At 66.3% G+C, this 13,918-nt stretch carries 8 protein-coding genes; 1 reads left to right on the top strand and 7 read right to left on the bottom strand.

Annotation, left to right across the window (positions count from 1 at the left end; translation table 11 throughout):
• Positions 1 to 50 precede the first annotated feature (50 nt).
• The 6 genes from QZZ33_RS09105 to QZZ33_RS09080 form a co-directional block, all read right to left on the bottom strand.
• A complete protein-coding gene (locus QZZ33_RS09105; protein WP_291379570.1) occupies positions 51 to 3,377 on the bottom strand; it encodes a DUF5979 domain-containing protein in 3,327 nt (1,108 codons plus the stop codon).
• Between the two features lie 39 nt (positions 3,378 to 3,416).
• Positions 3,417 to 5,942, bottom strand: a complete 2,526-nt coding sequence (locus QZZ33_RS09100; protein WP_291379568.1) for a hypothetical protein — start codon at positions 5,940 to 5,942, stop codon at positions 3,417 to 3,419.
• A gap of 144 nt (positions 5,943 to 6,086) precedes the next feature.
• Positions 6,087 to 7,796: an ABC transporter ATP-binding protein gene (locus QZZ33_RS09095; protein ID WP_291379567.1), complete on the bottom strand. Its 1,710-nt coding sequence runs from the start codon at positions 7,794 to 7,796 to the stop codon at positions 6,087 to 6,089.
• Positions 7,793 to 8,818 (bottom strand): ABC transporter permease, encoded by a 1,026-nt coding sequence (locus tag QZZ33_RS09090; protein ID WP_291379566.1) that lies wholly within the window; start codon positions 8,816 to 8,818, stop codon positions 7,793 to 7,795. The genes QZZ33_RS09095 and QZZ33_RS09090 overlap by 4 nt, the downstream gene beginning before the upstream one ends.
• A 1-nt stretch (position 8,819) precedes the next feature.
• Positions 8,820 to 9,893 carry an ABC transporter permease gene (locus tag QZZ33_RS09085; protein ID WP_291379607.1) on the bottom strand — a complete coding sequence of 358 codons (1,074 nt, stop codon included), beginning with the start codon at positions 9,891 to 9,893 and terminating at the stop codon, positions 8,820 to 8,822.
• Between the two features lie 92 nt (positions 9,894 to 9,985).
• A complete protein-coding gene (locus QZZ33_RS09080) occupies positions 9,986 to 11,641 on the bottom strand; it encodes an ABC transporter substrate-binding protein (protein WP_291379564.1) in 1,656 nt (551 codons plus the stop codon).
• Positions 11,642 to 11,867: 226 nt separating this feature from the next.
• Here QZZ33_RS09080 and QZZ33_RS09075 point away from each other — a divergent pair, with 226 nt between their 5' ends.
• Complete coding sequence (locus tag QZZ33_RS09075; RefSeq protein ID WP_291379562.1) at positions 11,868 to 13,250, top strand: FAD-dependent oxidoreductase; 1,383 nt, start codon at positions 11,868 to 11,870, stop codon at positions 13,248 to 13,250.
• Here QZZ33_RS09075 and QZZ33_RS09070 read toward each other — a convergent pair.
• On the bottom strand, positions 13,215 to 13,916 hold the full coding sequence (locus QZZ33_RS09070) for a phosphatase PAP2 family protein (protein ID WP_291379561.1): 702 nt from the start codon (positions 13,914 to 13,916) through the stop codon (positions 13,215 to 13,217). The genes QZZ33_RS09075 and QZZ33_RS09070 overlap by 36 nt on opposite strands.
• Between the last annotated feature and the right edge of the window lie 2 nt (positions 13,917 to 13,918).

The following is a 13,918-nucleotide window of genomic DNA, read 5'->3' as shown; positions in this document are numbered from 1 at the left end:
GCAGGGCACTGACACCCCCGCACACGCTCGCGGCGTCCGGACGCTCGACCTCAGGTGCGTCGCCTGTGCCCTCTCACCGCCAGCACCAGACCGAGGCCAACCAGAGCGACCGCAAGCAGGATGAGGGTCGAGACCCCGCTGACTCCCGTGAAAGCAAGCTCGCTGTCGAACCTGTTGGTGAGCGTGACAGTGACGGTCCCGGCCGTGATGGGTACGGAGGCGCTCACGCTGGACACTCGCGTGACGCCGTCTCCTGCAAAGGTCGCCGAGTTGGCCCTTCCGGAGTCGGATTCCGTCAACACGCACTCGGAACCAACGGGCACGCCCTCAATGAGGGCCGAGAACCCGTCCGCACGACTCAGCGTCAGTCGCGAGAAGTCCCCCATGTTCACGGGTGCACCCTCCACGGTGCACGCCACGTCCACGACAAAGCTGCTCGGCGCGAGGCGGGAGTACACGCCTGTCACCACCTTGTCGAGTTGCAGCGCGCCCGTCATGAGGTGGATGCCCATGCGAGCGGGGGCGATCTTGCGGTACGCGGTCGCCCCTGTATCGAGGTACTTCACACCGAACTGATTCCACGCATAGGAGTCGGCGACCGGCACGTCAACTTCGGCGCCCGTGGGATCCGACGACGTGGCTGGCACGTTCGCGGTGCTGTAGGTGACGTCGACGATGTCTCCAGGGGAGAGCATTCCTGAGTCGGTGGAAGCGAAGTCGAGGAAGATCCGGAAGGCGGTCACGGTGGACCAGTCGGTGCCGGGGCCCGACAGCACCCACACCTCGGAGTTCTGCTCACACGGTTCTTGTCCCTCAAGGCCTGCCCACGTCCCGGCGCATGGGTTCGGCGAGACCGTCACCTCGATCTGGATGTCCGTTCCCGTGGGGGCGTCGATGTCGAGGTTGTCGAGCATCTGCGGGCGGTAGCTGGAGCCGCGGCTCGAACCGGAGATCAAGTACCTGTCGCCCGGCCCTGGCAATGCGTCGAACATCACCATCTCGTCCAGGCCGGTGGTGCCAGCATTCTGAGCACGCAGCACCCAGTCATCGACTCCGCCGATGACGCTGTTGGCGGCGCAAGGTGCGCGGAAGTACGAGCCGCCGGTGGCGTCGAGAGAAGCCAGGCACTCCTGTTCGGGGTTGAGCGGGTTCGACGCACCGTCGAGAGAGCCGCGCACGCCCTTCACCGTGAACAGGTTGGGGCCGACGCTGGGGGTGACGTAGTCCGTCGTGCCACACGTGGTGGGGTCGTCAGCCCACGCCGACGTGGTGGAACCGCCGTCGTCGATGTTGGCACACGAGGCGAGGGTCTCGGCGGTGGTGACCGTCATCTCGTTGGTGGCCCGGTCGCCTGCGGCGAGGCCGGGTTGCACCTCCAGCATCAGCCTCAAGGAGAAGGTCTCGCCAGGCGCCATGGTGCGTGCGTCGGAGGGCCAGGTGAACACGAGCTCGTTGCCCACCTGCGTCATGTCGGCAGGCTCAGGCAGCATTCCAGACGCGTCCGGGGTGTACACGGGTGCCGTATCCCCCAGGTACACCAGGTCCGCGGGAAGCGTGTCTCGCAACTCGGTGATGGTGAGGAAGCCCGTGCCAGCGTTCGTGAAGGTCAGGTCCCACGGCACCGACTCGCCTGCACTGGCGGTGTGGTTGCCGTCGTTCGCGAGCTTGTTCACCTCGAGCTCATAGGTGCCTGGGCTCAGGCTGATCTGCGCCGCGGCCGTCCTCTCTACCGAGGTTTCGCCGTTGAGGCGGTCGCTGATGACCGTGACCGTGTTGTCCACCGTTCCCGTGAGCGCCACGGTGTCGCCGGAGTCGCGATAGGTGTCCCTCAGACTCACCGTGAAGGTGGACGATGTGCTCCACGACGCGGCTGGCATGGTGTTCGAGAAGAAGCCGCCGTCTGCCCGTGAGAACGCGAGTTGCAAGCCCTGGATGTCTGCGTACTGCCCAGAGGGCACCGGCACCGTCGCACCGGCAATCGAGGTGGCGGCACTCGACACCCAGGTCATGGTTCCCGCAGGTCCAAACGGCCCGTAAACGGAGACGACCACCTGGTCGGCTCCGGCAGGCGGCGTGAGGGTGCCCAGGCCGGTGAAAGAGAACTGGTTCCAGAACTCGGGCGACGTGGAAGCGTCGTCCGTGAGGCGCACCTCCGCAGGCGGGAGTGAACTGACGGGCGCGGTGCCCTGGTTCGCACCGAGCGTGACCGTGACCGGGTCGTTGCGCGTGGGTTCCGTCAACGCGGCAGGGGAGACCGACTTGAGCGCTGCCACATTGATGTCGCCGCCAGTCAACCTGGCCGATACCGCGTCCACCGCTCCAGTGCCGACGCCGTCGTTCAGGACGGGGTCGTAGGACTGGGCGAAGGCGCGGTTTGGCACGTTCAGCCGCTCGTTCGCGGCGACGGTTTGCGCGTCGCCGCTGACACGTAGGTGCGTGCGCAAGCGGGTGTAGAGCGTGACGGTCAGGTTATTGGCCGACGAGATGCTGCCGCCGTCGGTGACAGGGTCTGTGTCCTGGAACGTCACGGAGATGCCGACGACGTCGGCCAGGGAGCTGGAAGACATCGCGTTGACCTGGGCGGCCGTGTGGCTCGTGGTCGAGTACACCCCTGCGTTGTAGTGCAGCAGCCACACCGTCGAGGCATTGAGATCGACCTGAGCCGGAATCGACGCCGCGATGGCCACATCGGTGAGGTTGAAGCGGTCAAACGGATTTCCCTGGCCAGCCGCTGTCAGCCAGTTCACGCCGGACGTGAACGGGTCTGCGAGCGCCCCTGCCGCCGTGGCCGGGCTTTCGCAGGTGACAATGTCCGCGCTATCGGTACACACAGGAGAGTCCATGACGCGTACGTAGGACGCCTGCGAGACCGAGTTGTTTCGGGCGACCACCCGGAACCTGGCGGTCGGGTAACTCGACGCGAGGCTTCCCTCCATCGGCACGTAGAGCAGGGAGGTGGGCGAGACGGACTTGTCGACCGTGACGCCGGGGCCCGGGTCGGTGATCACGATCTCGTCATTGGCGGTGCCGGTGACAGGGCCGCCACTCTCGGGTGTCGCCTCCAGCAGCACCGTGTTGTCGACCACGCCGGGCGCGCCGCCGTTGTACAGCGCGGTATCCGTGACCCACGCGCCGCTCCCGCGCATCTTGTCGCGCAGCTGCCACGTCAGCGAGAACTCGCGCGCCTCGCTGCTCGACGCCACGCCGCTTCCCACCTCGGGGGCGTAGGGATCGTAGTCCTCGCCCACCGCACGGGCGTCGGCCCGCGCGGTCGCGTTCTCGCTGAGGACGATCCTGACGCCGGTGGCCTCATCCGACTCGGTGGCCGTCAGTTCGTAACCCACGAAGCGGCCTGACGCGTCAACCCAGCCACTCACCGGCTCTAGCACTTCCTGCCAGAGACCCGCGCGGTACAGTCACACGGACTCGACAGTGTCGTACTTCATGTACCAGCCGTTGGTGAAGGGTGTGTCACTGGCCGCAATCGGGTCGAGTGACAACAGATCGAATGCCTCGAAGACAGTGTCCTCCGGCGCGTCGGGGTCCGTGAGGCCCGCCGAGTCCGTGATCGCTACTTGCGTGTTCGACTCGCCGACGGACCACGTCAGGCTCGTGGAGCGCTCCGCACCGGACTGCGCAGGCACCGTGATCTGGCTCCACGCCTTCTCGATGCTTGCAGTGCCAGCGCCTGCTGCCGATTCGACAGTGGAGGGGTCGACGTCGTCGTCAGTGTCGCTCAGAGGAGTGCCGCTCTCGGTCTCGCCAGACCCGCCCGCAAAGCCGGAGTTCTCATACACGACCGTCCCGTCCGCTGGCGCCGTCGGGCCGCCGGTGCTGCGCAGAGTGTCCATGGCCCGCGAGACCACATACGGGGTGACCGTGGTGTCTGACGCGAATCCCGTTGAGTTCTCGAACGTGAAGCGAATGCCCGTGACCTCAGGCAGCGTGAAGGGCTCGCTCGCGAGCGCCGTCACCAGTTGGGCCTCCGTCATCGATGCGAGAAAGGGTGAGGGGTCCGCTGCGAAGGTGCCCACGACTGCCCACGTCACCGTGTCAGGGCCCAGTACCTCGACCGTGAGAGAGGTGCCCGCTGGCACCTGAGTGGGCGCGAGACTGTCCAACTCGAAGGCGTCCCAGAAACTACCGGCACCGCTCCACGAGTCCGCGACCACAATCGTGTCGGCCGTGATGTAGTCGGAGGTAGTGGTCAGGCGCGTCTCCAGTCTGGTCACGACGCGCTCGCCTGGAGCAACCGCGGCGGACGGCAAGATCGACTTGTTCAACGTGACGTCTATGGCTGGCTCGAGCAGCACCAAGTTGGCGGGGTCGGTCGCGCTATCGGTGAGTCCGTTCGACGCCTCAACCGAGGTCTCCACCGTGTTGGTGGTGGTGACAGATGCGAGGCCGCCGATCGCGTCCTCAGTGGTGTCGATGTCAAAGTCGATGACGCTGAACGAGGCTGGCGCAATGGCTCCTGTCGCGGAAGAGAACACGACCTCAAAGCCCGAGATCGCCGGTATCGGGTCCGCCGGAGTCGCGCCGGAGGCAAAGGGAACGGTGACCGCGGGGCTGCCATCCAGGGGGTGGTAGATGACGGCGGCTGACTCCGCCCCCGTGGGCCAGGTGGGCGGCGCGGTGAAGCCGCCGAACGTCACTTCTGCCGTGAAGTAGCCGAGGTCTGCCGCGCGCAACTCCACCACACCGACGTCGGAGGCGTTGGTCGCGACGATGTGTCCGCTGGCGGTCGCGCCTGCGGCGATCCGGCCTGGCGTGATGTCCTTGGTGGTCGCCGCCAGCACCGTCGCGGGGTTGACCGTGTGGGTGGCCGTCGCGGTGTCGGTGGCGGGGGTGTGGCCGTCGGCCGTCGCCGTCGCCTCGACGACGTTGGGGACGGTCTGGACGGCCGCGGAGAGGTCCGCTCCCTCGCGGTCGGTCGCGCGCTGGGCGAGGTCGAGCGTCACCGTTGTCGACGCGTCCGGCTCGATGTCGCCCCCCGCGAACACGAAGCGCAGGCCCCCAACGTCGGCCGCCGTGACGCCTGCAGGGAGGGCGGGAGCGGCCCCAGGGCTGCCCGCAACCCAGCCCCACGAACCCGCCTCGAACACGTACGCGTCAACCTGGACCGTGGTGGCTCCTGCGGGCATCGCGAATCCGGCGAAGCCGGTGAAGTCGGTGATGGAGAACGGGTTGGACGCATCGAGCGTGGTCGCGCCGTCCGGTGCTATCTGAGGCTCTTGCACCACGAGCGAGTCGACGGTGATGTTGGACGTGTTGGTGGCCGACAGTGCGATCGCCGACGCGCGTCCCACCTGGAAGGTCTGCGTCGCGGGCGTCCAGGCCTTGGTGACATCCACCTCGATGCGCTCCGGCATGGTCACCGTGATGGTGGCGGAGTCCGTCGAGTCGGAGGAGTTGTCGGCCCTCGTACTGGCCGTGTTAGTGATCTCCGTGGTCCCCGGTGGCAGCTCGCTGGGCACCTGCAAGGTCAACAGGACCGTGAAGGTTTGACCATTCTGGAGGCCGACGCCGGTGGGGGCGGTGACGGTTTCCTGGAACTCCACCAGCAACTGCGTGTCCGCCGTCGCCACGGCCGGAGCGGAGGGTCCAGGCACGCCGTCGACCGTCCAGGTGATGTCGCGCGGGATGACAGAGGCGCTCGGGTTGAACGCCACATCCTCGATGGAGTAGCCCGCCAGCTCAGCTGGCAGGGTGTCTTCGAGGACGGCGTTGAGGCACGACGCCTCCGAACAACTCACCCGGATGGTGTACGTGAAGGGCTCGCCGGGGTCTGGCGTGGCGTTCGACACTGTCTTGGTGACCGACAGGTAGAGCGGGTCGTCGGGGCCTGCCTGGGCGGGGCCAGCGGTCACCACCGTTGTTCCAAGAACCACGACCGCCAACAGGGCGGCCCATAGTGGCCGCGCGAATGAAAACACCCTCATGGAGGAATAGCCCCTCAGCTAGTTCACTCCGCCGTCGCGCGCCGCGGGACGCAAGGCGCTGATCACGTCGGAAGTGCACCGTCAGGCCAACGTGACAAATGCCACACCGGCAACCAACGCCGCCCGAAATGCGCCGTTTACCCGCTATCTTGCTGCCGCGGACCGCTCGTCGGCCTCGCGCAGCGCCTCCCACTGAGTTCGGCGTTGTGCTTGCTCAACGGGGTCCGGCACAGGAAGCGAGGCGAGCAACCGCTGGGTATACGGCTCGCGCGGCGAACCGAGCACCTCGTCGCCTGTTCCCTCCTCGACCAAGAGCCCCCTGTGTAGCACGGCGATCCTGTCAGCAAGCATGTCCACCACCGCCAGGTCGTGGCTGATGAACAGTGCCGCAAATCCCAGTTCCCTGTGGAGCTCGTCGAACAGGTCGAGCACCCGCGCCTGCACCGACACGTCGAGCGCCGACGTCGGCTCGTCGGCGATCAGCAGTTCGGGGTCGAGCGCGATCGCCCTCGCGAGCGAGGCCCGCTGCCGTTGACCGCCAGAGAGCTCGTGGGGGTAGCGGTTGCCAAAGGCGGCGGGAAGTTGCACGGCCTCGAGCAGTTCGTTCACCTTCACGCGAGCGTCGTTGGCGTTCTCCGCCAGCCCGTGCACCACGAGCGGCTCAGCCACGCACTGCGCGATGGTGAGCAGCGGGTTGAAGCTGGTCGCCGGGTCCTGGAAAACAAAGCCGATGCGACGGCGTGTGGGGCGGAACTGCCGCTCGCGCACCCCGTGCATCTCGACGTCGAGCACCCGCAAGGATCCGCCAGAGACCCTGGTGAGCCCGGCCATCGCGCGCCCAATGGTGGTCTTGCCGCTGCCGGACTCCCCCACCAGGCCAAGCACCTCGCCTGGTCGGATGGCGAGGTCGACGCCGTCGACGGCCACAAAGTCGGGCTGGCGGAAGCGCCCGGGATAGGTGATGCGAAGGTCTTTCGCCTCGACCACGGGCTTCTGGTCGGACCAGCCCTCTGGCCTACGGGCGGCGCGCTCGTGCGCTCTCGCCAGACCCTCGCCGATGCGCGGCACGGCCGCGAGCAACTGCTGCGTATAGGGGTCCTTGGGAGAGCTGAACAGCGTCTTCACGTCGGCGTGCTCGACGATCTTGCCCTGATACATCACGGCCACGCGGTCCGCCAGGTCTGCCACCACGCCCATGTTGTGGGTGATGAGCACGATCGCCGCACCAAACTCGTCCCTGCAGCGACGCAACAGGTCGAGGATCTCGGCCTGCACGGTGACGTCGAGCGCCGTGGTCGGCTCGTCCGCCACGATCACGCCGGGGTTGAGCACCAGGGCCTGAGCGATGACGATGCGCTGCTTCTGGCCGCCAGAGAACTGGTGGGGGTAGTGGTTGATGCGCGACTCCGGGTCGGGGATTCCCACCCGGCGCATCACGTCGAGCACCTTGGTCCGAATCTCCTTGCGCGACAGCTTCCCGTGGGCGCGCAGGCCCTCGGCAATCTGCCAACCCACAGGGAAGACAGGGTTGAGTGCTGTGGACGGCTCCTGGAACACCATCGCTGCGTCGCGCCCCCGCAGTTCGCGCAGCCGAGAGCCGGAAACCTGAACTACGTCACCCTCCGTGGTTCCGTCCCTGCTGCTCAGCACCACCGCGCCTCGCAAGGTCGCGGTCTCTGGAAGCAGCCCCAAGATGGTCTTGGCCGTGACGGTCTTGCCACTGCCCGACTCCCCGACGACGGCGAGCACCTCACCCTCGCGCACGGCGAAGCTCACGCCATCGACGGCCTTCACCGGCCCCGAGTCGGTGGCGAACGTGACCGCCAGGTCGCGGATATCGACGACGTTGGTCACAGCGTCCCCTCTCGTGGCGTCTGCGCGCCCTCGTCAGTGCGGGGCAACTCCACGCCAAGATCCTCGACCGGCTCCGCGCCAGCCGCTCGCTTGCGTAGCCTCGGGTCCGCGAGGTCGTTGAGACTCTCGCCCACCAGGGTGAGGCCGAGCACGACGAGCACGATGGCGGCGCCTGGGAACACCGACGTCCACCAGATGCCGCTCGTCACGTCCGACAGCGACTTGTTGAGGTCGTAGCCCCACTCAGCGGCTGCGGTCGGCTCGATCCCAAAACCAAGAAAGCCGAGCCCTGCGAGCGTGAGGATCGCCTCAGACGCATTGAGCGTCAGGATCAGCGGAAGCGTTCTGGTGGCGTTGCGCAGCACGTGCTTGGTCATGATGCGCAGGTTGGACGCGCCGATGACGCGGGCCGATTCCACGAATGCCTCCGCCTTGACGCGCACCACCTCCGCTCGGGTGACGCGCAAGTACTGCGGGATGAAGATCACCGTGATCGACAGCGCCGCGGCAAAGATGCCTCCCCACATGTCGGACTGCCCTCCGCTGATCACGATCGCCAACACGATGGCGAGCAGCAGGGACGGGAACGAGTAGATGGCGTCCGCGATGACGATCAGCGTGCGGTCGAGCCAACCACCGAAGTAACCGGAGATGAGGCCAAGGATGACGCCGATGACGATCGATGCGGCTACCGCCACCACGATCACGTACAACGCCGTGCGCGAGCCCCAGATGAGCCGCGATAGGACGTCGAGCCCTCCCTGAGTGGTGCCCAGCCAGTGCTCGCTCGACGGCGGCTGTTGTGCGCCGAACATGCCGGAGTCATCGCGCAACTGGGAGAAGCCGTAAGGCGCAAGCAGGGGTGCGAACAGGGCGGTGAGCAGGAAGATGCCGGTCAGCACCAGCCCGACGACGAGCATGCCGTGCTGCACTCCCACGCTGATACGCAAGTGGGAGACGATGGGCAGTCGCTGCCAGCGGGAGCGGTGGGGTGCGAGGTCCTCAGCGGGTGTCTGGCTCACGTCAGTACCTCACCCTCGGGTCGATCAGCGCGGCGATGATGTCGACAAAGAAGTTGGTCAGCGCGACGATCACCGCCAAGAGGGCGACGATGCCCTGGACGGCCACGAAGTCGCGCGCCTGCAGGTACTGGGCAAGTTGGAAGCCCAGGCCCTTCCACTCGAAGGTGGTCTCCGTCAGCACTGCGCCGCTCAGCAAGAGCGCAATCTGCAGGCCCATAACGGTCACGATGGGGATGAGGGCCGGACGGTAGGCGTGCTTGCGCAGCAGTCGGCGCTCGGGCACTCCACGCGAGCGTGCCGCCTCAATGAACCCCGCCCCAAAGGTCGAGATCACGTTGGTGCGCACCAGTCGCAAGAACACTCCGGCGGTGAGGAGGCCCAGTGCGAGCGCCGGCAACACAGCATGTTGCAGCACGTCACCGATCACCGCACCGTCGCCAGTCTTGAGGGCGTCGATCAGATAGATGTTGGTGGGATTGTCCACCAGTTGGAGTTCGAGTTCCGTTCGAGTCGATGCGCGACCAGCAACCGGCAGCACATCGAGCCACACCGCGAAGATCAGTTTGAGCAACAGGCCGGCGAAGAACACCGGCGTCGCATAGGCGAGGATGGCGGAGACACGCAAGATGGCGTCGGGCGCCTTGTCACGGTGATACGCCGCGAGCCTTCCCAGCGGGATGCCGAGCGCGAAGGCAACGATCAGCGCATAGAAGGCCAACTCGAGAGTGGCGGCGCCAAAGTTGGTGAGCACCTCGGTGACCGGCCGATGGTCCGACAAGGTGGTGCCAAAGTCGCCGCTCGCGATGTCGGTGAGGTAGTCCCAGTACTGCACAAGAATGGGGCGGTCGTAGCCAGCCTGCGCAATCCGCTCAGCGAGTTGGTCGGGCGGCAGCTTTCCGCCTTGAGCTGCGGTGATGGGGTCACCCGTGGAGCGCATCAGCACGAACACGGTGGTGACGAGGATGAACACCGTCGGGATGATGAGCAGCGCTCTGACTGCGATGTACCGCCCGAGTGAGCCGCTCGATTTCTCTCGGCGCGCTTCAGGAGCCTTGGTGTCAACCGACGTCGTCATACTCGCGTCCTCAATGTCCACGGCTGGACTCTACAGGCGGGCGGGAACGCAAAAGCGTGGGGGCCGGGAATCCCGACCCCCACGCCTCGCGATTAGCCCTTGGACAGGGCGCCGTAGCGGAACTTGAACGAGGCGTCCAAGGTGTCCTCTGCGCCCGACACGTCGGCACGGGTCACCGCCACCTGCGCGCCTTGCAACAGCGGCAGGGTGGACAGATCTGCGGCGACGGCATCCTGAATGTCCTCGATGAGGGCGGTGCGTGCGGCCGGGTCATTCGTGACCGCCTGCTCCAGGATCATGTCGTTGACTTCCTGGTTGGCGTAGTGGTTGCCCAGGAAGTTGTCGACCAGGAAGAACGGCGCCAGGTAGTTATCGGCGTCGGAGTAGTCCGGGTACCAGCCCAGCTGGTACGCCGGGTAGACGTCGGCGGTGCGGTCCTTCGCGTACTGCACCCACTCGGTGGACTGCAGGTTGACAGAGAACAGTCCGCTCGACTCGAGCTGGTCCTTGACCAACGCGTACTCGTCTGCGGAGCCACCGCCGTAGTGGTCGGGGTTGTACTGGAGGTCGAGCTCGACGGGCGTGCTCACCCCTGCGTCGGCCAACACGGCCTCCGCAGCATCGGCGTCAGGACCACCTGAGCCATCGCCGTACATTCCCTTGAGCGACTCCGTCTGACCGGTCAGGCCTGCTGGCACGAACGAGTACAACGGGATGTAGGTGTCGCGGTAGACCTGCGAAGAGATCTCTGCCCTGTCGACCAGGTGGGCGACCGCCTGACGGACGGCGAGCGCCTTGTTAGCGTCCGCCTCCGGGGTTGCCGCGCCATAAGGCTGAGTGTTGAAGTTGAAGACGATGTAGCGAATCTCTCCGCCTGGTCCGTCAACCACCTTGACGCCGTCATCGCCGCGCAGGTCCTCAATGTCGGTGGCCGACAGCGAGCGGTATGCCACGTCAATGTTGCCCTGCTGGATGTCCAGCTTGAGGTTCGACTCCTCGGTGTAGTACTTCACGTTGATCACCGAGGTCTTCGGAGCTCCCAGCACGCCCTGGTAGGCCTCGTTCGCCTCGTAGCTGATGAGGTTGTTCTGGTCGTAACTCGTGATCGTGTACGGGCCAGCAAAGGCCTCGCCAGCCACGATGTCGGCGTCTGGCGTCAGCGCGTCAGCCGCGAACACCTCTTCGTCAACGATCGGGCCAGCTGGGCTCGACAGAATCTGCGGGAAGATCTGGTCGTTGGGCGACTTCAAGGTGAAGACCACCGTGGTGTCGTCGGGAGCGGCGACGCTGTCGAGGTTGTACAACAGCGAACCGGGGCCATTGCCGTCGTCGGCGCCGGACTCGAAGATCGCCATCTGGCGGTCGAAAGTGAACTTCACATCTGAGGCCGTGAGGTCGTTGCCGTTCGCGAACGTCAGCCCTGGCTTGAGGGTGACCGTGTACTCGGCTGGAGAGGTGAACTCGGCGGAAGCCGCGATGTCGGGCTCCACATCGGAGGTGCCATACGGCGAGTTCATGAGGAACGGGAACACCTGGTTCATGACCGCGAATGAGCCGTTGTCATACGAGCCCGCGGGGTCAATGGTGGTGATCTTGTCGGTGGTGCCAATAATGAGCGACTCATTTGAGCCGTTGTCGCCGGTGGGGTCCGAATCGTCATCATCGCCTGAACAGGCCGCGAGGGCCAGCGTGGCGATGGCGATTCCGGACACGACCGCCGCACGCCGGTGAGTGAGCGAGCGCAGCATCCTTATCCTTCTTTCTTGTGGCGCCGTCGCACATGCGTCCGACGGTCTTGCGAGTCTCCTTGTTAGCACAGCAAGATACCGGTTTTACCTGCGCAGATGGATTTCTTTACATCGTGGCAACACCTCGCGACCGCCCGCCCCCACACCGTTACCAAATTGTGATCCTTTGCGTGAGCGCGAGGGACCGCGAGGGAATACACCTGCCGCGCCACACGCTTGCCTTCACATGACCCTTCACCACACGCAGTTCGACACCATCGTCATCGGCGGTGGCCAGGCGGGACCGTCGCTGGCCTCCAAGCTCGACGCCAGCGGAGAGAGGGTCGCCGTCTTCCAGGAGGGCCCCTTCGGGGGCACGTGCCTGAACGACGGCTGCCGGCCCACCAAGGCGCTGCGCGCATCGGCTCACGCCGCCCACGCCGCCCGCACGGGCGCTCCTTACGGGGTCCACGTCGAGGGCGTCACGGTCAACGTCGCGGAGGCCATCGACCGCAAGGATGCGCTCATCGGCGCCTGGCGAGACGGCGCCACCGATTACTACGAGAATCACGAGACCATCAGCTACGTGACCGCCCGCGCGCGGCTCGACGGCAAGGACGGCGACAACTACAGGGTCACCTTTGGCGACACCACGGTCACCGCGCCGCGCATCGTCCTCAACCCCGGGGCAAGGTCAGTCCCCCCGCCCATCGACGGACTCGACACTGTCGACTACCTGGACCACCACACGCTGCTGGACCTCAAGGAGGCTCCGGGTCACCTGATCGTCATCGGTGGCTCGTACATCGGCCTCGAGTTGGGTCAGGTGTGGGCACGGTTCGGCTCACGCGTCACGATCCTGGAGCACGGGGACCGCGTGATTGCCCGGGAGGACAACGACGTGTCCGATGCGGTGGCGCAGATGCTTCGCGACGAGGGCCTGGACGTCCGCACTGGCGTGCAGATCGAGAGCGTCGAGGCCGATGGCGACGGTGTGGTGGTGGTGCTGGCGAGCGGAGAGCGCCTCGCGGGCGACCGCGTGCTGGTGGCGGCAGGGCGCATCCCGAACAGCGAGGACCTGGGGCTCGACACCGTCGGCGTCGCGACCGACAAGCGCGGCTACATCACCACGGATGAGCACTTCCTCACCTCGGCGCCCGGCATCTACGCGCTGGGCGACGTCAACGGTCGTGGAGCCTTCACGCACACCAGTTACCAAGATCACGAGATCCTCGCCGACCACCTGGCCGGGGGCGACCGGTCGGTGGAGGGCCGGATCCCGACATACGCGCTCTTCACCGATCCCCCGCTGGGACGGGTGGGGATGACGCAGACGCAGGCCCGCGAGGCGGGGCTGAACATCTCCGTCGCCAACTACGAGATGGCCTCGGTGACCCGCGCCGCCCTCGATGGCGTCAGCCCAGGAGTGATTCGCCTCGTGGTGGACGACGACGCTGACAGGCTGGTGGGCGCCGCAGTGTTCGGCCTCCATGGCGACGAAGTCATCCACGCGCTGTCGATCCTCATGCACGTGGATGCCCCCGCGTCCGCCCTGGGCACGTGGCTCGCCATCCACCCCACGGTGGCCGAGTTCCTACCCACCATCTACGGGGGCCTCGAGCCCGCGTAGGTCGAGCCATCGCGACGTAGCCACCACCATTCCGAGCGTCACCACGCCGAGGCACGCCCCTGCGAGCACGTCCGTCACAAAGTGATAGCCGAGGTACAGGCGGCTACCGCCCACGAGCAGAACGATGCCAGCAGACACGGCCGCCCACACGGCGAGTGACCGACCGCCACGCCGATGGCGCCACAGCAGATAGGCCGTCACCAGCACCAGCGTGGCCGCGCCCGTGGTGTGGCCCGACGGAAACGAGTAGGACGTCTCGAGGCCGGGAATGACCTGCAGGTCATCGGCGGGACGCGGCCGGGCGACGATGCTCTTGACCACCATGGCGATCAGGGTGGACATCACCATGGCCGACGCCAGCAGCAGGGGGTCTCGCCATGCGCCGCTGACCTTCGCCCACACCGCGCACGCGATGCCCACCAGAAACGGCAGAATCACCGGCCCGAAGGTGTTGGTGACTCCCGTGAGGACAGTGGTAAGCCAGGGGGTGCGGACCTCGATCAACCAATCCAGCGCGGGTTGGTCGACATGGTAGATGTCGTCCCGCTCAAGGAACTGGTCCAGCACTCCCACGAATGCCCACACGCCAGCGACGGTGAGCAGGAGCCCTGGCAACAGCGCCCGCGCCGTGGGGGAAGTGAGCCGCCTCAAGAGGTCCTCCACCATCG

It is taken from the genome of Demequina sp. (assembly GCF_016278775.1).
Lineage (GTDB): Bacteria > Actinomycetota > Actinomycetes > Actinomycetales > Demequinaceae > Demequina.
The sequence above is the reverse complement of the archived record's forward strand: the minus strand, read 5'-3'. Positions and strand labels throughout refer to the sequence as shown.

Coding starts and splice junctions, on each gene's coding strand:
- QZZ33_RS09100 (WP_291379568.1), bottom strand. CDS start 5,942: ATGAGGGTGTTTTCATTCGCGCGGCCACTATGGGCCGCCCTGTTGGCG.
- QZZ33_RS09085 (WP_291379607.1), bottom strand. CDS start 9,893: ATGACGACGTCGGTTGACACCAAGGCTCCTGAAGCGCGCCGAGAGAAA.
- QZZ33_RS09080 (WP_291379564.1), bottom strand. CDS start 11,641: ATGCTGCGCTCGCTCACTCACCGGCGTGCGGCGGTCGTGTCCGGAATC.
- QZZ33_RS09075 (WP_291379562.1), top strand. CDS start 11,868: ATGACCCTTCACCACACGCAGTTCGACACCATCGTCATCGGCGGTGGC.
- QZZ33_RS09070 (WP_291379561.1), bottom strand. CDS start 13,916: ATGGTGGAGGACCTCTTGAGGCGGCTCACTTCCCCCACGGCGCGGGCG.